Origin of the sequence: Collinsella sp. LCP21S3_A9, assembly GCF_052118785.1 — a bacterium.
Taxonomy (GTDB): Bacteria; Actinomycetota; Coriobacteriia; order Coriobacteriales; family Coriobacteriaceae; genus Collinsella.
In genome coordinates, this window is record NZ_JBQKGN010000017.1 from 1 (window position 1) to 19528 (window position 19528).

General features: G+C 58.3%; 14 protein-coding genes and 1 tRNA gene. 14 read left to right on the top strand and 1 reads right to left on the bottom strand.

Features of this window, described 5'->3' with window-relative positions; translation table 11 throughout:
• Window positions 1–201 precede the first annotated feature (201 nt).
• Window positions 202–292: transfer RNA gene (locus ACTQ05_RS07300), tRNA-Ser, on the top strand.
• A gap of 133 nt (window positions 293–425) precedes the next feature.
• Here the strand turns inward: ACTQ05_RS07300 and ACTQ05_RS07305 are convergent.
• Window positions 426–1766 (bottom strand): D-alanyl-D-alanine carboxypeptidase family protein, encoded by a 1341-nt coding sequence (locus ACTQ05_RS07305; RefSeq protein WP_441064070.1) that lies wholly within the window; start codon window positions 1764–1766, stop codon window positions 426–428.
• Between the two features lie 251 nt (window positions 1767–2017).
• On the opposite strand from ACTQ05_RS07305, the gene pstB reads away from it, so the two are divergent.
• From pstB to ACTQ05_RS07370, 13 genes are all read left to right on the top strand, one after another.
• A complete protein-coding gene (gene pstB / locus ACTQ05_RS07310; RefSeq protein ID WP_441064069.1) occupies window positions 2018–2893 on the top strand; it encodes a phosphate ABC transporter ATP-binding protein PstB in 876 nt (291 codons plus the stop codon).
• A gap of 64 nt (window positions 2894–2957) precedes the next feature.
• Complete coding sequence (locus ACTQ05_RS07315) at window positions 2958–3686, top strand: response regulator transcription factor (RefSeq protein ID WP_154517679.1); 729 nt, start codon at window positions 2958–2960, stop codon at window positions 3684–3686.
• 3 nt (window positions 3687–3689) lie between these two features.
• Window positions 3690–5114, top strand: coding sequence for a sensor histidine kinase (locus ACTQ05_RS07320; protein ID WP_441064068.1), 1425 nt, complete (start codon window positions 3690–3692; stop codon window positions 5112–5114).
• A gap of 178 nt (window positions 5115–5292) precedes the next feature.
• On the top strand, window positions 5293–5949 hold the full coding sequence (locus ACTQ05_RS07325; RefSeq protein ID WP_349074521.1) for a YveK family protein: 657 nt from the start codon (window positions 5293–5295) through the stop codon (window positions 5947–5949).
• A gap of 2 nt (window positions 5950–5951) precedes the next feature.
• Window positions 5952–6689, top strand: coding sequence for a CpsD/CapB family tyrosine-protein kinase (locus tag ACTQ05_RS07330; RefSeq protein WP_441057094.1), 738 nt, complete (start codon window positions 5952–5954; stop codon window positions 6687–6689).
• A gap of 17 nt (window positions 6690–6706) precedes the next feature.
• Window positions 6707–7357 carry a tyrosine-protein phosphatase gene (locus ACTQ05_RS07335; RefSeq protein WP_441057096.1) on the top strand — a complete coding sequence of 217 codons (651 nt, stop codon included), beginning with the start codon at window positions 6707–6709 and terminating at the stop codon, window positions 7355–7357.
• Between the two features lie 39 nt (window positions 7358–7396).
• A complete protein-coding gene (locus tag ACTQ05_RS07340; RefSeq protein ID WP_427795298.1) occupies window positions 7397–7897 on the top strand; it encodes a GNAT family N-acetyltransferase in 501 nt (166 codons plus the stop codon).
• 202 nt (window positions 7898–8099) lie between these two features.
• Window positions 8100–10124 carry a molecular chaperone HtpG gene (gene htpG / locus ACTQ05_RS07345; RefSeq protein WP_427719038.1) on the top strand — a complete coding sequence of 675 codons (2025 nt, stop codon included), beginning with the start codon at window positions 8100–8102 and terminating at the stop codon, window positions 10122–10124.
• Window positions 10125–10588: 464 nt separating this feature from the next.
• Entirely contained in the window at window positions 10589–13363 is a 2775-nt protein-coding gene (locus ACTQ05_RS07350; protein WP_441538612.1) for a YhgE/Pip family protein, read from the top strand.
• Window positions 13364–15553, top strand: a complete 2190-nt coding sequence (locus tag ACTQ05_RS07355) for a YhgE/Pip family protein (protein WP_441538614.1) — start codon at window positions 13364–13366, stop codon at window positions 15551–15553.
• 206 nt (window positions 15554–15759) lie between these two features.
• The gene (locus ACTQ05_RS07360) at window positions 15760–16743 is read left to right on the top strand and encodes a DMT family transporter (RefSeq protein ID WP_427729186.1); all 984 of its coding nucleotides are present in this window, start codon (window positions 15760–15762) and stop codon (window positions 16741–16743) included.
• A gap of 116 nt (window positions 16744–16859) precedes the next feature.
• Window positions 16860–18158 carry a M20 family metallopeptidase gene (locus ACTQ05_RS07365; protein ID WP_441538616.1) on the top strand — a complete coding sequence of 433 codons (1299 nt, stop codon included), beginning with the start codon at window positions 16860–16862 and terminating at the stop codon, window positions 18156–18158.
• 3 nt (window positions 18159–18161) lie between these two features.
• On the top strand, window positions 18162–19466 hold the full coding sequence (locus ACTQ05_RS07370; RefSeq protein ID WP_441538618.1) for an MFS transporter: 1305 nt from the start codon (window positions 18162–18164) through the stop codon (window positions 19464–19466).
• Window positions 19467–19528: the final 62 nt, after the last annotated feature.

Sequence of the window (19528 nt, forward strand, 5' to 3'; positions counted from 1 at the left end):
TTGAGGACCAGGTCTTCGGCGTTCATGCTGCCCCCATCATCGCGGTCTACGGGGTCAACGATATGGCACCGTGGGGACACATGTATGTCAATCCTGGTCTAACAGAGCCTTGATTTATGGGGGAGGAAAGCCTGCCGGCCAATTATCAAAATTTCCCCTTGCCCGGATTCGAGTGTTTGGTTACTATGGAACGGCTGTTACGGAGAGCTGACCGAGAGGCCGAAGGTGCTCGCCTGCTAAGCGAGTATGCCCCAAAAGGGCATCTGGGGTTCGAATCCCCAGCTCTCCGCCAGTATGACTTGAAAGAAGGGTCCCATTTGGGGCCCTTTTTTGATTAGAAGAATGTTAACTGGGGATTCGAACCCTCAAAAAATGAGGCGCCCCGTTGGACGCCTCATTTGGTTCGATGTGATATCGCTTTGGCCCTACACCTCAGGAGCCTTGGCTACGGTCTCGCTCTCGGCTGTGAGCGGGCGGTTGTCGATGCGGCGGCCCAGGCGGTCGAGCTTCACGAGCAGCCACTCGATGGGATTGGGCCCCGTTCCTTCCTCGTCGGCAACCAGGTCCATGACGGCAATCTTGGTGCCGTCCTGCTTAAGCGTAACGCTGCCCACCTTATCGCCAACATGCACCGTGCCCGAAAGGTCATCGTAGCTAACCTTTTCGGTCACTTCGCCGGCGAGTGAGAACACCGTTGCCTGCGCGGTGGGGTCGGCAAGCGTGGCGTCGATCGTTTTGTCTGTCCAGTCGGTTTGACTGACACGTGCCATCAGCGGATTTCCGTTGGCGGTCTTCTTTTGCGTATTGGCGATTTCGACCGTTACCTTGTGGTCGTAATACCAACTAGCAAGTGTGGCCGTATCGGCAAAACGCTGGTCGGTGGTGCTGGAGTTCAAGACAACGGTATAGATCTCGTCGCCATCGCGATTGTAGGCGCTTGCAAAGCAGTATCCGGCATCGTCGGTGGTGCCGGTCTTACCGCCGATATTGCCGTCTTGGTCCAATAAAACATTGTGCGTTTCCATGGAATGCGAATGATCGGAGCCGTCGGCGCCCGTCACTTCGATCCAGGGATCTTTGCTCGCCATGACTTCGCGAATCGTGTCGTCCTTCATGGCCTCTTGCATCATCAATGCCACATCGTGTGCGGTTGAATGCATATCGCCGGCCCATTCGTCAAAATCCAGCCCGTGCGGGTTCTCGAAGAGCGTTCCCGTGCAGCCGAGCTTCTTGGCCTGCTCGTTCATGGCTTTTACAAACGTAGCGACGGCATCTTTGGTCTTGGGGTCAAGTTTTTTGCCCACGTGTTCGGCAAGCGCGATGGCGGCGTCGTTGCCCGAGGGGATCATCAGGCCGCGCAGCGCTTGCTCGACGGTGAGCTCGTCGCCTTCGAGGAGTCCCGCGGTCGAGTTGCCTACGGTTGCCGCCGCGTTGCTCACGGTGATTTTCTCGTCCATTTTGCAGTTCTCGACCGCGAGGATTGCAGTCATGACCTTGGTGATCGAGGCGATTTTGACTTGCTCGTCGGCGCTACGGGCATAGTAGACGGAGCCGTTTTTACCCATGACAAACGCATTGGAGGCATCGATATCGGGCAGGTCTTCGGCTGCAATGCCGCGTGCATCGGCGGCTTTGCCGCAGATGTTATCGGTCGTGAGCACTTGGGCGCCGGCGACGGACGGAATACCGGCGACAAGGGCGACGGCGCAGGCAAGGCCAACGGTCAGCTGCGCGGAACGCTTTACAAGAGGGGTAAGATGCTTCACTGATTTCGCTTTCGACGGGATGGTCTCCTTTGGCTCTAGAGTATATCGTTTACCGGCTGTGCCGCTTGGGGTTTGGCGCGTGCGGTTTATCTTCGTGTCTGAGCGGACGCTTGGGTGTGCACGGTCGATATGATTGCCCGTCGCGTATCGAGGAGGTCCTTACAAATACTTGACAATACCCTCACGCATATATGAGCTGCGATTTTTACTATCGATACTGCTGATTTGATATCGATGTGGAGGTATGCGGTATGACGGCTGCTGCGGCTGTGGGGCCCACGGAGCTCGAGGAGCTAATGGAAGCGCAGGCCGAGGCCGCGCATGAGCGCGAAGTTGGGGATGCGACTCGCCCCACGGCAGAGGACCTTGCCGCCTCGCCGACGCGCATCGATGTCGAGGGCCTCGACCTGTTCTATGGAGATCACCACGCGCTTAAGGATGTGTCCATCAAGATCCGCGACAAGCAGATTACCTCGTTTATCGGTCCTTCGGGCTGCGGCAAGTCGACGTTGCTGCGTTGCTTTAACCGCATGAACGACGGCATCAAGGACTGCCGCATCGAGGGCAAGATTGCGCTCGATGGTCAAGATATCCTGGGCGATTACGACATCTGCCGCCTTCGTCAGCGCGTGGGCATGGTGTTCCAGCGCCCCAACCCGTTTCCCATGAGCATCTACGACAACGTCGCCTATGGCCCCCGCGGTATGGGTGTGCGCGATCGCGCTGTGCTGGATGAGCTGGTCGAGGATTCCCTGCGCCGCGCTGCCCTGTGGGACGAAGTCAAGGACAAACTCAAGGAGTCTGGTCTGAGGCTTTCGGGCGGACAGCAGCAACGTTTGTGCATCGCCCGTGCGCTTGCCGTGCAGCCCGATATTCTGCTGATGGACGAGCCGACCTCGGCGCTCGATCCCGTGTCGACGCTCGTGGTGGAGCAGCTGGCCTGCGAGCTCAAAGAGACCTGCACGCTCGTGGTCGTTACACACAATATGCAGCAGGCGGCGCGCATATCCGATTCCGTCGCGTTTTTCTTGCTAGGTGAGTTGGTGGAGCACGCGCCCACCGCTCAGCTTTTCAAAAATCCTACCGACCCGCGTACGGCGGATTATTTGACGGGCCGTTTTGGCTGATACCATCTAGTAAAGGTACCTTTAGGATTAAGATGCGGTCATGCCGGCCGCAAAGGGGTTCAACATGATCTATTACGTCGAGGACGATGACAACATCAGGGATTTGACGGTCTATGCGCTGCGCAAGCAGGGGATCGAGGCCGAAGGCTTTTCGTGCGACGGTGAGTTTAAGGCTGCCGTGGCGCGACGGGTGCCCGATGCTGTGCTGCTCGATATCATGCTGCCCGATACCGATGGCTTGGCGATTATGCGTCGCCTGCGTGCCGATCGCCTGACGGAGACGGTGCCCATCATGATGCTTACCGCCAAGGATACCGAGCTCGACAAGGTGATGGCGCTCGATGGCGGTGCCGACGATTATCTGACTAAGCCGTTTTCGCTCATGGAGCTTGCGAGCCGCTGCCGCGCACTGCTGCGTCGCGGCGGCATGGTCAAGCAGGCGAGCGATGTGCTCAGCGTGGGCGATATCGTGCTTTCGCCCAGCCATCGCGAGGTGACCGTTGCCGGCGAGCCGCTTAAGCTCACCCTGCGCGAGTTCGACCTGCTCGAGTACCTCATGCGCAAGCCCGGCGTGGTCTTTACCCGCGAGTCGTTGCTGCAGAGCGTGTGGGGCTGGGACTTCGACGGCGGTTCGCGCACCGTTGACGTGCACGTTCAGACGCTTCGCCAAAAACTGGGCGAGCATGCCAGCGCCATCGAGACCGTGCGCGGCGTGGGCTACCGCTTGGCCGAGCCTTCTGCCGGTGACGGTGCCGAAGGTGACGACACCGCGGCCACCGCATCGGAGGAGTAGCCCGTGGTCTTCGCCCCCCAGGGAAAACATACGCTGTCGCACCGCGTTTTTGTGACGATCTTTGTTTGCGCCATGGCGGTTATCGTGGCGTTTACGGTGCTGGGTGCGTTCTTTGTGCAAAACACCTTGGCGGATGCCACGAGTGCCAATCTGGCGCAGGAAACCGAGCTCATTGCTGCCGCCCTCGACGAACAGCAGGAGCCCATCCCGTTCTTGCGTAGCCTCGATCGCGAGGACTTGCGCATTACGCTGATTAACAAGGATGGATCGGTTGCCTACGACAACGAGGCGTCGCCTTCCTCACTGCCCAACCATGGCGATCGCCCCGAGGTCATCGAGGCCTTTGAGAGTGGTTTGGGTTCCGCGGAGCGCGCAAGCTCTACGCTCGACGAGATTATGCTGTATCGCGCCGTCGCCCTTGATAACGGCCAGGTTGTCCGCTTGGCGCAAGCCCAGCCTGGCGTTGCGGCGATTTTGCTGTCGATGGTGGCGCCGATGCTGCTTATCGCAGCAGCGGGTGCAATACTCTCGTTTTTTATGGCGCGCCGCGAGTCCCGTGCAATCATCGCGCCGTTGCAAGAGGTGGATTTGGACCACCCACGCCGTAGCTATGAGCACGCCTATGCCGAGATGGTCCCCATGCTTGAGCGTATCGAGTCGCAGCGCCAGGAACTCAAGCGCCAAATGGCGGTGCTAGCGGACAACGACCGAATGCGCCGCGAGTTCACGGCCAATATCACCCATGAGCTCAAGACCCCGCTTACCGCGATTTCGGGCTATGCCGAGCTTATTGCAAACGGCATGGTTGAGGGCGAGGACGACTTGCGCAACTTTGGTGGCCGCATCTATCGCGAGGCGGGCCGCCTGGCAGCGCTCGTCAACGACATTCTTACGCTTTCCAACTTGGACGAGGCGGAGCGAGCATCCGAGGGCGAGGCGGTGCCCATTGGGTCCACAGAACCCATCGAGCTCTCTCGCGCCATTTTGACGGTGGAACAGCGTCTTGAGCAAGTTGCCCGGCAGTCGAATGTGACCATTGGGCACGAGACGAAGCCCATGGTGATCGAAGGCGTGCCGCGCCTGATTGACGAGCTGATCTACAACCTTGCAAGCAACGCCATTCGCTACAACCGACCTGGCGGTACGGTCACGCTGCGCTGCGGGACCAATGACGAGGGTCATCCGTACCTGTCTGTTGCCGATACGGGTATCGGTATTGCGCCCGAGGAGCAGGGTAAAGTGTTCGAGCGTTTTTATCGCGTGGACAAGAGTCGTTCTAAGGCGCGTGGCGGAACCGGCCTGGGTTTGGCGATCGTCAAACACGCCGCTCTGTACCATCACGCCGCGATTGACCTGTCGAGTGAGCCGGGCGTGGGAACCACCATTACGGTAACGTTTCCCGTGCAACAAGAGGGACCGTTCGCGTAGCGGCATAGCAAAAACCGAGGATTAGACGGTACGCCCGCGCCTCCGCTACCGCGTGAATTGTTGCGCAACTTACACGCGGACGCTGTATCTTATGTATAGAGCTTGGGCATGGTAGAAATATGCGATATTATACGAGCAGTTTTGTCAATACGAACTCGGGAACTGAAAGGCAAGCTGCATGACCCTTCTCGAATTGTTCCAGCTGCTCAAAAAGCACCTCAAGCTGGTCATCACCCTTCCGGTGGTCTGCGCGATCGCCATGGGCATCGTGTCCTTCGTTGCGATGGACAACACCTATACCGCGACGACGAGCATGTACATTCTCGCCAAGACCGACGATAGCGGTCAGATGAGCTACAACGATCTCTCGGCGAGCCAGATGCTTTCCAACGATATCGCCACGCTGCTGGATAGCGATAGCGTTAAGAGCGGCGCCGCCAAGGAACTGGGCCTCACCGATCTGGATGACTACAAGGTGTCTGTTTCCTCCGAGACCACCACGCGTGTCATTACGCTTTCGGTTACCGGCACCGATGCCAAGGAGACGGCTGAGGTCGCAAAGGCCATAGCTAGCTCGGTGAGTACGGTCGCTCAGAACGTCGGCGCTGCCCAGAGCATCAACGTTATCGACGAGGCTAAGACCCCCGAAGCCCCCAGCGGTCCCAAGCGTATGCTGTACGTTGCTGTCGCGTTCCTCGCGGGCATCTTTATCGCAGTTGCCTATGTCGTTTTGGCAGACATGCTCAATACCCGCATCCGCGGTGCAGAAGAGGCAGAAGAGCTCCTGGGCATTCCCGTTGTTGGCCGAATTCCGGCTATGAAAGGTGGTAAATAGGCATGGCTAAGGCAAAGAACACCGATAAGCTCGTTGTACAGAATGCCGCCAAGACCCTTCTGGCCAACATCCGCTTTGCGAGCGTGGATGATCCCATTCGCACCATTACCGTCACGTCCTCGATTCCCAACGAGGGTAAGTCTACGGTTTCCATCAACCTTGCCCAGGCTATCGCCACCAGCGGCAAGAGCGTCCTGCTGGTCGAGGCTGATATGCGTCGCAGGTCCCTTGCCGATATGCTCGGCGTCCGCTCCCGCGGCGGACTCTACGCAGTCCTTTCCGAGCAGGTTTCTATTGACCAGGCGATTGTCGAGACGGGTCAGAAGAACTTCTACTTCCTCGATGCCGAGCCGCATATTCCCAATCCTGCCGACATCATCGTCTCTCACCGCTTTGCCAAGCTGGTAAAGGCACTGTCCGCCAAGTTCCAGTACGTCATCTTTGATGCTCCCCCGGTCGGCACCTTCATCGATGCTGCCGAGATCGCCAGCCTGACTGACGGCACGCTGTTTGTGGTGCGCGAAGACTTCACCAAGCGCGAGGAGGCGCTCAACGCCATCGCTCAGCTTAAGAAGTCCGAGAAGGTCAAGCTCATCGGTACCGTTATGAATTACTGCGAGACCGAGACCAGCGAGTATTACTATTCTTACTACACCAAGGAAGGTAAGAAGGTAAAGAACGGTTCCGCTGCTCAGGGTGCTTCTAAAATGGGCATCTTTACCAACCGGGCAAACGTTTAGTTGATTAAGGCCGACCTATGCGCGACATTCATTGTCATATCTTGCCGGGTGTAGACGACGGCGCTGCCGATCTTGATGAGAGCTTGGCGATGCTTGCAGCTGCCAAGCAGGCTGGCGTAACCAGAATTGTCTGCACCCCGCATTGTCGAGATCCCTATTTTGACTACGACAAGATGTGGGATGCCTTTGAGCTATTGCGGGATAACGCAGATGGTTTTCCGCTTCAGATGGGCTTTGAGGTCAATCACCGAAAGCTCGTCGAGCTGGGCATCGACGCTGCGGAGTACCTGCATTTCGATGGAACCAACGAGTTCCTGCTCGAGCTTTCGACGCATGCTGATTCCTATGCGTTTAGAGAGTACGAGAGTACGATTTACGATTTGCAATGCCGCGGCTACCAGGTGATCATCGCTCATCCCGAGCGATATCGCGCTGTTCAAAAGGATGTGAGTGTGGCCGAGCGTCTGGTCGATATGGGCTGCAAGCTGCAAGCTTCGGCAGACTTTATCGCCGGCGGCCGCTTTGGTCGCGAGAAAAAGCCGGCGCAGCGCCTGTTCGAGCAAAATCTGTACAGCTTTATCGCGAGTGACGCCCATAACGTGGGCCACTACGATTGCCTGGCAAAAGCGCGTGCGAAGTTTAGTGTGCGCGGGGCTCATTTTCGCTAAAATCTGTCCCTAACGTTCTTACTGAATGAAGGGGCCGCCTTGGATATCCAACTTAAGACAGGTTGCTTTGAGGACGCGGCGCTGGTGCGCCGCGCCGTTTTTATGGACGAACAAGGCTATGAAAACGAGTTTGACCAGATTGACGAGGACCCGGGCTGCATCCATGTGACGCTGTATGTGGATGGCCAACTCACCGGCTGCTCGCGCGTGTTTCCCGAGGAGCTGGAGCGCGCGGCAGATGCGGAGGCTCCGGTGCCACCGGCGTGCGACTTGGACGAAGGCGTCGCCGCAGGGGAGACCTACATTATGGGGCGCGTCGCCGTGCTGCCGGCTATGCGTCGTCGCGGGTTGGCAAGCGCGATCGTCGAGGCCAGCGATACATGCGCACGCGATGCCGGCGCTAAACTTATTAAGCTGCACGCGCAGGAATACGTGTTGCCGCTCTATGAAAAGGCTGGCTACACACAAATTGCCCCGGTTGACTACGAAGACGAGGGCCAGCCCCATGCCTGGATGGCCAAGCGCGTAGATGGCAGATAGGGACGTTTCTTTCCTGTCGGCAGTTGGGGACACTCCTTGGCAATTGGCGCATCGGAGTGCTCGGACATACAGTTTTTCGATTCCGCATGTATATATGCGCGCTAATGGGTTATAAAATCTAAGTCTGAACATAGCAGGTCTGCGATACGGCTCGGGTAACCGGGCTGTTTTTGCGGACGGGGGTAGCGCGAAAGGACTGCACATGCGTCAATTTAAGACCGAGAGCAAAAAGTTGCTCGACCTCATGATCAACTCCATCTACACCAACAAGGAAATCTTCCTGCGCGAGCTTATCTCTAACGCGAGCGACGCCGTCGACAAGCTCAACTTTAAGAGTCTGCAGGATCCGAGCGTCAAGCTCGACCAGGGCGACCTGGCTATTCGCGTCTCCTTTGATAAAGACGCCCGCACCATTACCATCTCGGATAACGGCATTGGCATGACCGCCGAGGAGCTCGAGCGCAACCTGGGCACCATTGCCCATTCCGGCTCCGAGGAGTTTAAGACCGAGAACGCCGAGCAGCAGGGCTCGGATGTCGACATCATCGGTCAGTTTGGCGTGGGCTTCTACTCGGCCTTTATGGTCGCCAGCCACGTGAAGGTGGTCAGCCGCGCTTATGGCGAGGATGTCGCCCATGTGTGGGAATCCGACGGTCTTGAGGGCTATACCATCGAGGACGGCGAGCGCGCCGAGCACGGCACCGATGTCATCCTGACGCTGCGCGAGAACGAGAAGCTCGACGCCGATGGCGAGGCCGAGACCTACGATCGCTTCCTGACCGAGTGGGGCCTCAAGAGCCTGATTCAGCAGTACAGCAACTATGTGCGCTACCCGATCCAAATGATGGTCTCCAAGAGCCGCCAGAAGCCCAAGCCCGAGGACGCGCCGGAGGATTACAAGCCCGAGTACGAGGACTACCAGGAGCTCGAGACCGTTAACTCCATGACGCCGATCTGGAAGAAGCGCAGCTCCGATGTTGAGCAGAAGGACTATGACGAGTTCTACAAGTCTACGTTCCACGACTTTGACGATCCTGCGCGCACCATCAGCTTCCACGCCGAGGGTACGCTCGAGTACGACGCCCTGCTGTTTGTGCCGGGCCGCGCGCCGTTCGATTTGTACAGCAAGGACTACGAGAAGGGGCTGGCGCTCTACAGCTCCAACGTCCTGATCATGGAGAAGTGCGACGACCTGCTTCCCGACTACTATAACTTTGTCCGCGGCGTCGTGGATTCCGCCGACGTGTCGCTCAACATCTCGCGCGAGACGCTGCAGCAGAACCGTCAGCTCAAGGCTATCGCCAAGCGTGTGGAAAAGAAGATTACCGCCGACCTTGAGGATATGCGTGACAACGACCGCGAGGCCTACGAGAAGTTCTTTGAGAACTTTGGCCGTGGCCTTAAGTACGGTATCTATTCGAGCTATGGCATGAAGGCCGATGAGCTCGCCGACCTGCTGCTGTTCTGGTCTGCCAAGGAGCAGAAGATGATTACCCTGGCCGAGTATGCCAAGGGCATGCCCGAAGATCAGAAGGCCATCTACTACGCCGCCGGCGACTCGCGTGAGCGCTTGACCAAGATGCCCGTGGTAAAGGGCGTACTCGACCGCGGCTATGACGTGCTGCTGCTGACGCAGGATGTGGATGAGTTCACGTTCCAGGCTATGCGTGAGTACGTTGCCGTCGATATGCCCAAGATCTACGAGGACGATGCTGCCCGCGAGGCTGCTGAGAAGGCTGTTGCCGACGGTGCCGAGCCCGAGGTCGAAGATCGTCACCTGGAGCTCAAGAATGTCGCTACCGGCGATCTTGACCTGGCGACCGAGGACGAGAAGAAGGAGGCCGAGGACGCCACTAAGGAGAACGAGGACCTCTTTAGCGCCATGAAGGAGGCACTCGGTGACAAGGTCGAGAAGGTCGCCGTCTCTGCGCGCCTGACCGATGCTCCCGCGTGCATCACCACCGAGGGTCCGCTTTCGCTCGAGATGGAGAAGGTGCTTCAGAAGGGTCCCGAGGGTGCGCCCGACGGTATGCCCAAGAGCCAGCGTGTGCTCGAGCTCAACGCCAAGCACCCGGTCTTTGCCAAGCTCGTCGCTGCTCAGAAGGCGGGCGACGCCGACAAGATCAAGCAGTACTCCGGTCTGCTCTATGACCAGGCCCTGCTCGTCGAGGGTATTTTGCCCGAGGACCCCGTTGCCTTCGCGGCGGCTGTCTGCGAGCTTATGTAACTTAAGTTACGCGGTTCTACGAACCGCGTAACGGCTCGACGCTGCGCGGGCACCAGAGCGACAACTTGTCATTCAAAGAGGACGGCATGACCAGAAGGTCTATGCCGTCCTCTTTTCATGCCAATTTGTTCGCTCTGGTGCCCGCTCGCTGGCATTGCCAAAACATCGACGTTACCGTGGTCCAAACTAGTCATTGGGGACGTTCCTGTTTGACTGGTCGTTTAAGAACGTCCCCAATGACTAAAGAACGTCCCCAACGACTAGTTGGGTTGCTAATTTGTGCGGGTTGTGGTTTTGTGACCTGCTGAAATTTAAGATACTGTACAACTGTACGTTAACTCATCTTCGTAGTATATTGCTACCCGCAAAACTCAATACCATTGTGCCCTGAGACGCTAAAGCGCCTTCGTACAATGGTTATCGATAGTACGATTCGATTCAACGACAGGATGGATGGTCCAAGCGTGAGTCTCGGCAGCAAACTATCCGATGCAAAGGTTTCCTTTGCAATCTTTAAACGCGACATCAAGCGATTGATCGTGAACCCCGTCGCCTTGGTGGTTACCATCGGCGTGTGCGTTATTCCCTCGCTGTATGCCTGGTACAACATCGTTGCCAACTGGGATCCGTACGGAAACACCCAGGGTATCAAGATTGCCATCGCCAACAACGATCAGGGCACCCAAAACGACTTGGTGGGCGAGCTCAACGCGGGCGATAAGGTCGTCGATCAGCTCAAGGAGAACGATCGGCTGGGCTGGACCTTCGTCGATTCGGCGGCCGATGCCAAAGAGGGCGTTGAGAGCGGTGAGTACTATGCGGCCATCGTAATCCCCAAGAACTTCTCGGATAACCTGGTTTCGATGCTCGACGGCAACTACCATCAGCCCAAGCTTACGTACTACGTCAATGAGAAGAAGAGCGCTATTGCGCCCAAGGTTACCGACACCGGTGCCAACACCATCGAGGAGCAGATCAACTCGGAATTTGTCTCCACGGCGGGCGAGACCGTTGCCGGTATCGCCAAGGATGCCGGAGTCGATTTAAAGGACAAGGCAACCCAGACCCAGGATTCGCTGGCAAGTTCGGTGTCCGAAGCATCCGATACCTTGGGCGAGGTGCGTGGTTCGATTGGCGACATGAATGCCGCCATCGATAAGACAAGCAGCTCGATTGCTTCGGCCGATGCTGCGTTGGCGGGCCTGCAGGGACAGGCGCCTTCGCTAACGCAGGCAATCGCTCAGGGTAATGATCTGCTGGGCGAAGCTCGCACCACGGCTGGCAAGTCCATCACCTCGCTTTCCAAGGCGCTCTCGGAGGGCAGCGCCGCGTTGAGCAAGACGTCGGCTTCCGCGTACACCGCGGTCGGAAAGATGACGGGTGCTTTGACGTCCACAACCACCCGCATCGACAACTCGCGCGAATCGCTTCAGGCGACGATCGACCATAACAAGACTCTTATCGAGAGTCTGCAGAAGCTGGCCGACAGCGCGCCGACGGGCTCGGAAGAAGTTAATGCGCTGATCGCGTCTGCGATTGATATGCTTCGAGGGCAAATTGAGAGCCTTCAGGCCGTCAAGAATAATCTCTCCGATCAGTCAAACGCTATTGCGAATGACGCTTTGGCTGTCTCGGGCGCCAGCGATGCTATCGACATTGCGATCAAAACCGGTACGACCAACATGAATCAGGCTCAGACGGATCTGGGGCAGAACGCGCTGCCGAAGGCTTCGAGCGCTCTGGACTCCTTCGCCGCCGTTTCGGGCGACCTGACCGGCATCGTATCGGGTCTTACGCCCACGATTGCGAGCGCGCGTGGCACGCTGGCCCAACTCGATGCGACGCTCAAACAGGCCAAGACCACACTGTCCCAGACCGATGCCTCGCTTGCCAAGGTTCAGGACAAGCTCGCGACCGCCGCCAATGACATTGCGGCGCTGCAGACCTCTGAGTCTATGGGCGAGTTGGCCGACCTCATGGACGTCGACGTCGATGACGTGGCAGATTTCATGGCATCTCCGGTTGAGCTGACGTCCAAGTCAATCTATCCGGTCAAGAGCTTTGGCTCGGGCATCGCGCCCTTCTACACCAATCTGGCGCTGTGGGTAGGCGGCTATGTGCTCATCGCCATCTACAAGCTCGAGGTCGACCGTGAAGGCATCGGCAGCTTTACCGCGCGTCAGGGCTACTTTGGTCGCTGGTTGCTCCTGGTGATCCTGGGCGCGTTCCAGGCCATCATCGTTACGGTGGGCGATCTGGTCATTGGCGTTCAGTGCGTCAATCCGCTGCTCTTTGTGCTGGGCGGCATCGCTATCTCGTTCACCTACGTCAACATCATCTATGCGCTGTCCACTACCTTTAAGCATATCGGCAAAGCCATTGGCGTCATCCTCGTCATTGTGCAGATCCCCGGCTCGTCGGGCATGTATCCCATCGAGATGATGCCCGGCTTCTTCCAGTGGCTGCACCCGCTGCTGCCCTTCACCTATGGCATCAACCTGCTGCGCGAGACCGTCGGCGGCATGTATTCGTTCAACTACCTGTTTAACCTGTGCATCCTGGGCGTGTTCTTGATCGTGGCGCTCTTTATCGGTCTGCAGCTGCGCCCGTTGCTGCTCAACCTCAATCTGCTCTTTGATAAACAGCTTTCCACGACCGGTATGATGATTTGCGAGTCCAACGACCTGCCGCGCCAGCGCTACTCGCTGCGCACGGCCATGCGTGTCATGCTCGATTCCGATTCGTACCGTCGCGAACTGCTCGATCATGCGGTCGCCTTTGAGCATCGCTACCCGTACTACATCAAGGGCGGTTTTGCCGCCGTGGTAGGCGTGCAGGTCCTGCTCTTTGTCCTGTCGACGGTGCTCGATATCGACAATAACGGCAAGATCATCCTGCTCGTTATCTGGATCATTTCGGTTATCGCCATCTGTGGCTGGCTCATCAACATCGAGTACATCCGCGCGAGCCTCAATACCCAGATGCGTATCTCGGCGCTTTCGGACGAGGACCTGCGCCGCGAGATGCGCGAGCACACGGCTGCCATCCCCGCCGCCCGTCGCATGTTTGGTCTCAACGCCAGCGAGCGGGGCACCAAGGACAGCGAACAGCCCACGAGCCGTCTGCCGCATATCGGTGCGCATCGTAAGGCTCAAGATGCCGACGGCGTTGACAACGTAAACGGAAACGACGGGGACACCACCCCGCTTGGCAAGCACTCTAAAGGAGGTGAGGCATAAATGAAAAACATCCTGCACCTGTTTAAGCGCGATGTCCAAAACGTGTCTCGCTCCGTGATCGGCATGGTCGTCGTGATGGGCCTCATTATCGTGCCGTGCCTGTACGCGTGGTTTAACATCGCCGGCAGCTGGGATCCCTACGGCAATACCGGCAACCTTAAGATTGCCGTGGTCAATACCGATGAGGGCTACGAGAGCGATCTGATTCCCGTCGAGGTCAACGTGGGCGAAAACGTAACCGCCACCCTGCGCGGCAACGAGAACTTCGACTGGGTTGTCCTCAACGACCGCGATAAGGCGATCGAGGGCGTTAAGTCGGGCGCGTACTACGCTGCCGTCGTTATCCCTAAAACGTTTAGCGCCGACATGATGACGCTTTTCTCGACTGAGGTGAAGCATGCCGATATCGAGTTCTACGAGAACCAGAAGGCCAACGCCATCGCGCAGATCGTGACCGAGAAGGGCTCGAGCGCCGTCCAGAGCCAAGTCAATGAGACCTTTACCAAGACCATCACGACCATCGGCCTTAAGACGGTGTCCAGCCTGCTCGATTACATGAGCACCGACCAGGTGAGCAACTTTATCGCCAACCTGTCCTCGACGCTGGGCGATTCGGTCCAGGGCTTGCAGGACATTCAGGCCAGCGCAACGTCGCTTGCGGGCATTTTGAGCTCCACGTCCGATTCGCTGACGTCGGCGAGCGGTATGCTCAAGCAGTCCGGATCGACCGAGGAGTCGGTGAAGCAGCTCATGCGGCATGCCGAGAGCGGTATTGCCGATTCCGAGCAAGCGCTCAAGTCCGCCAGCGATGCGATCGATGCCGCTATTGATGGGAGCGCGGGTTCGTTCGATAACGTTTCCACCGAGCTCGAAAATGCATTCGATGCTGCAAACCAGCATGTCAATCTTACGGTGTCCCAACTCGATGCTGCCGCCAAGGCCCTCAATGCGCGCGCCAAGGATATCGATGCGATGGCCGATCAACTCTGCAGACTTGCCGACCAGGTGAGCGATGAGAATTTGAAGGACGGCCTCAAGTCCGCCGCGACGTCGCTGGGCGGAATCGCCGATGAGTACCGCAACAATGCGAAGGACCTGACGGCGACCGAGGAGTCTCTCTCCGGCAGCATGGCCGAGGTCATCAACTCGCGTGCCTTGGTCGACCAGGCCATCGCCGATGCCAAGGCCGGCATCGCGGGCGCCAAATCCGATTACGATTCCACGTTCTCGGTTAAGGCCAAGGAGCTCAAGAAGACCGTCTCGGGCATTCTAGACTCGCTCGATGGTATCTCGGGCGATCTGGATAGCGCCGTAGATGGCCTGACCGACGCATCCGGTTCGCTGGCAAAGGGCCTCTCCAAGGCTGCAAAGCTGGTCAACAAGGCTTCCGATCAGCTGGGCGAGGCGTCGGACAAGATCAGCGCGTTTAAGGACGAGCTCGACGGTGCCCTTATGTCAGATGATCTTGCGACGATCAAGACGATGATCGGCAACGATCCCGAGGGTTTGGCCGTGTCGCTTTCCGGCCCCGTTGCGCTCGATCGCAAGCCGGTCTATCCGATCCGCAACTACGGTTCGGCCATGGCACCGTTCTACACGATTCTGTCGCTCTGGGTTGGCTCGATCGTACTGGCGGCCATGATGAAGGTGTCGGTCGACGATGAGCTCATCAACGAGCTCATCCCCGTACGCCTGCACGAGATCTATTTGGGCCGCTACTTGTTCTTTGGCGGTTTGGCTCTGCTGCAGGCAACGCTCGTGTGCGCGGGCGACATTCTGTTCTTTGGCATTCAGTGCGACAACCCACTGCAGTTTGTGTTGGCGGGCTGGGTCGCGAGTCTCGTGTTCTCCAATATCGTCTACACGCTTACGGTTTCGTTTGGCGATATCGGCAAGGCGCTTGCTGTCGTGCTGTTGGTCATGCAGGTCGGCGGTTCGGGCGGCACATTCCCCATCGAGATGACCGGCCCTGTGTTCCAGGCGATCTATCCGTTCCTGCCGTTCACTCACGGCATCAACGCCATGCATGCCGCCATGGCTGGCGCCTACCATATGGAGTACTGGGTTGAGCTGGGTATTCTGGCGAGCTATCTGATTCCGTCGCTGGCCCTGGGTGTGGTCTTCCGTCGTCCGGTCATCAAAGCCAACGACTGGATTATCGAAAAGCTGGAGAGTACAAAACTAATCTAGCGCAACAATGTGAACGCTGACATTGCCGGAGCATCGAGGCTTTTCTGTTCGATACTTTAGTGGGCTGAATTGCGTGGGCTGCTTGATTGTTGCTACAGTTGCGGGGCGTGCCGGGGGTCCGGCGCGTCCCGTTTTATTTGACCATGAGGCGGCATGCGGTCGCGCGCGTGCGGACACCACGCCCAGACCGAGCGCGAGGATGCCCTATGGCCCATCATGCCGTTATTGAAATCGAAAATATGCCCGATAGCCCTGTAGCCCGCGAAGACCTGGGTGCCGGCGGTGCCTCTCGCGGTGCCGGTGCGCGCTCGCCGCTGTTCTGGAAGGTCTTGCTGCTTTCGATAGCGGTCATCTGGGGCTATTCCTTTACCACCATGAAGGACGCGCTCGATACCATTCCGGTGTTCGAGCTGCTCTACATTCGCTTTCTTCCGGCGTCGCTGGTCATGCTTGCCGTCTTCCACAAGCGCATTGTTGCCCATTTCAACGCTCGAAATCTGATTGTTGGACTTGGCATGGGCGTGCTCATGTGGGGTGCCTACGGTTTGCAGACGATTGGCCTGGCGCAGACCACGGCAGGCAAAAGCGCGTTTTTGACGGGCACGTACTGTATCTTGGTTCCGTTTGCGAGCTATGTCCTAAGCGGCGAAAAACTTACCCGTTACAACTTGGGCGCCGCGTTGCTGTGTCTGGCGGGCATTGGCTTGGTGGCGCTTGATAGCGTCGAGTTCAATGCCGGCGATGTTATTACGCTGGGCGGCGCGGTCTTCTTTGCCATCCAGATGGCGGTGGCCGCTAAGTACGGTCGCAAGATGGACATCAACGTCATCACGTTTTGGATGTTTGCGGGCAACGGTGTGCTGTGCCTGATCTCTTCGCTGCCGTTCGAGACCCAGGCGCCTTTATCCGTGTGGACGCCGAGCTTTATTGGCGTGATGGCATTTCTCTCGGTAGGCTGCACATGCGTGGGTTTGCTCATCCAAAACGTGGGCTTGGCGCATGTCCCGGCCTCGACGGGCTCACTACTGCTTTCGATGGAGTCGCCATCGGGCGTGCTGTTCTCGGTGCTGCTGATGGGGGAGGTGCTCACCTCGCGTTTGCTTGCCGGCTTTGCGCTCATCTTCCTGTCGATTATCTTGAGCGAGACGCACTTTGACTTTTTGCGTAAAAAGCCGCGAGCGCGTTTGTAAACAATCTGTTGCGCCGTCCTTCTGGGGCGGCGTTTTTTATGCGTCGCCTTTAAAGTTATGCCTTGCACTTTAGAGTATGAAAGTGCTTGCTGCTAAAACCTTACTGGAGGGCATCTATGGCACCAGCTCTGTCCGATTTCCAACCACAACCAGCGCTTCAGACCTCAGCGGCGGCGCAAGCCGCCATTGGCGACGGTCTGGTCAAAGAGGCTCAGGCTTTTGCCGATGAGCTTGCCGCATGGCGTCACGATCTGCATCGGATGCCCGAACTCGGTAACGACCTCCCACAGACCTCTGCGTATATCCAAGCGCGCCTGAACGAGATGGACATCCCATTTTCCACGCTCGTCGATGGTTCCTGCGTTGTGGGCCTTGTCGGTGCCGGTGCCGCCGCGGCCCAGGGCAATGGCGTCTGCACGGACGAACAGGCCGGTACGGTCGTTATGCTGCGCGGCGACATGGATGCCCTGCCCGTTGTCGAGGAATCCGGCGAGCCCTTTGCATCTACCAATGGCTGCATGCATGCTTGCGGTCATGATATGCACGCGACGGCGCTGCTTGGTGCGGCGCGCCTGCTCAAGGCTCGCGAGGCCGCGCTTGTCGACGCCAATGCCACCGCCAAGCTGTTGTTCCAGCCGGGCGAGGAGACCTTTGAGGGGGCACGTGCTGCCATCGCCGACGGCTTGCTCGAGAACCCGCGTCCTCAGGCGGCTTTTGCCATGCATGTCAACAGCCAGTCGCCGCTTGGCCTGGTGCTCTACGGCAGCCCGGCGCTTTCGGGCGTGTACGGTTTCCGCATTACGCTGCAGGGCAAGGGCGGCCACGGTTCGAGCCCCGAGATCTGCATCGACCCCATCACGGCAGGCGTGCATGTGCACCTGGCGCTCCAGGAGCTTATCGCTCGCGAGGTGCCGGCGGCCAAGGAGGTCGCGCTCACCGTGGGTAAGTTTGCCGGTGGCCAAGCGGCCAATGTGATTCCCGACACCTGCGTGCTCGAGGGAACATTGCGCGGCTTTGACGTTGAGCTCATGGAGCACCTCAAGACCCGCATCGCGGAGGTCGTCAAAGGCGTTGCCACGACTTATCGTACGCCGGCGACTATCGAGACGCTCTCGGATGTTCCCCCGCTCGTGCTCGATGACGATATGACCCAGGCTTCGCTTGGCTATGTGGGTGCGACGTTGCCCAAGGCCGCCTTCCTGCCTCTGTTCCATGCCATGGCGAGCGAGGACTTTGCGCTTATCTCGAGTGAGATACCGAGCGCGTACTTTACGTTCGGTGCGGCTGTGACCGATACGGACGAGCACTTTGCCCAGCACCATCCCAAGGCACGCTTTAGCGATGCCGAGTTGCCGCTCGGCGCCGCGGCTTATGCGGCGGTCGCCCTGGGCTATATCGCCGACCACAAGGAGTAATCCATGTCCCAGCAGCATAAATTCTTCCCCGGTTGGCTTGTCGTGGCTTCCGGCTTTGTCATCATGGCCACGTGTTACACGATTTTCGTTAACTGCATGAGCCTGTTTCAGCCGCTTATCGTGAGCGACTTGGGCATTTTCCTTGCTCAGTACAACATCTCCAACGCCATCTCAACCGTGGTGAGCGTTGTCGGCTCGCTTGTCATTGGCCATGTTGCCGACAAAGTGAGCGGTCGCATCTTGGGTTCCCTTACCGTTATCGCCACCTCTGCCGTTCTTGCCGGGATGAGCTTTGTCGGTGAGCTGTGGCAGGTCTACGTGCTCTTTGCCGTCTCGGGCTGCTTTGCCGTCGCCTCGACCCGCCTGCTCATTAGCCTTGTGACCGCCAACTGGTTTACGGCCAAGCGAGGTCTTGCGATCTCCATAGCACTTTCGGGCTCGGGCTTTGGAGGCGCTATTCTGTCTCCCACCGTGAGCTCGCTTATCGTGAGCGTTGGCTGGCGTTCCGCCTTCCTGGTGCTCGCGGCCATCTGCATGGTGGCGGCGCTGCCCATCACGGCCTATTCCTTCCGCACCAAGCCTTCTGAGATAGGCCTTAAGCCGCTCGGCGAGAACCCGGGCGATCCGTCCGTCTCGACAGCTGGCGACAAGGACGAGCACACGGCTCCCGAGGTTAACGTCGGTTGGTCTCGCATCAAGAAGAGCCCAGCGTTTTGGCTGCTTGTCGTCGCCTTCCTCTTTATGGGCCTCGTTAACGGTGCCATCTTGCCCAACCAGGTCACCAACATGACGAGCGTTACCGTCAACGGCGCCAAGATCGTCACGGGCGGTCACGACCCCGTGTGGGCGGGCACTGTGCTTTCGGCCTATATGGTCACCGTCGTTATCGCCAAGATTTCGCTCGGCGTCATTTACGATCGCTTTGGCCTACGTTTTGGCAACGTGTTGGGATCCGTTGCGTGCATTATCGCCTGCGTCGCCCTGTGCTTCCCCGCGACCGATCTTGGTCCCATTGTGGCTGCCGTGAGCTTTGGTGTCGGAACGTGCATGGGCACCATCACGCCCACTATCGCCGCGTCCAAGCAGTTTGGCATGGCCGATCTGGGCAAGGTCACGGGCACCATTACCTCGCTCGAGATGGTCGGCGGCACCGTGGGTGCCATTGTCTCGGGCGTGCTGTTCGATGCCACGGGCTCCTTTGCGAGCACCTGGATCGTGTGCCTGGTGTGTTCTGTGGTCATGCTCGTATTCCTGCTGGCATCCGAGCCTATCGCCGCTAAGCTGCGTGCGAGCGTGGCGGGGGAGTAGACCTCCGTCGCTCTTTTCTGTTCGCCCCGTGTTCTGTCCGTGGCCGCCTTGGAAGCCGAATG

What these genes read in the sequence shown, in the direction of transcription:
- ACTQ05_RS07330 (WP_441057094.1), top strand. Translation starts at nt 5,952, where the DNA reads ATGGCTAAGGCAAAGAACACCGATAAGCTCGTTGTACAGAATGCCGCC.
- htpG (WP_427719038.1), top strand. Translation starts at nt 8,100, where the DNA reads ATGCGTCAATTTAAGACCGAGAGCAAAAAGTTGCTCGACCTCATGATC.
- ACTQ05_RS07325 (WP_349074521.1), top strand. Translation starts at nt 5,293, where the DNA reads ATGACCCTTCTCGAATTGTTCCAGCTGCTCAAAAAGCACCTCAAGCTG.
- ACTQ05_RS07370 (WP_441538618.1), top strand. Translation starts at nt 18,162, where the DNA reads ATGTCCCAGCAGCATAAATTCTTCCCCGGTTGGCTTGTCGTGGCTTCC.
- ACTQ05_RS07360 (WP_427729186.1), top strand. Translation starts at nt 15,760, where the DNA reads ATGGCCCATCATGCCGTTATTGAAATCGAAAATATGCCCGATAGCCCT.
- ACTQ05_RS07365 (WP_441538616.1), top strand. Translation starts at nt 16,860, where the DNA reads ATGGCACCAGCTCTGTCCGATTTCCAACCACAACCAGCGCTTCAGACC.
- ACTQ05_RS07355 (WP_441538614.1), top strand. Translation starts at nt 13,364, where the DNA reads ATGAAAAACATCCTGCACCTGTTTAAGCGCGATGTCCAAAACGTGTCT.
- ACTQ05_RS07335 (WP_441057096.1), top strand. Translation starts at nt 6,707, where the DNA reads ATGCGCGACATTCATTGTCATATCTTGCCGGGTGTAGACGACGGCGCT.
- ACTQ05_RS07315 (WP_154517679.1), top strand. Translation starts at nt 2,958, where the DNA reads ATGATCTATTACGTCGAGGACGATGACAACATCAGGGATTTGACGGTC.
- pstB (WP_441064069.1), top strand. Translation starts at nt 2,018, where the DNA reads ATGACGGCTGCTGCGGCTGTGGGGCCCACGGAGCTCGAGGAGCTAATG.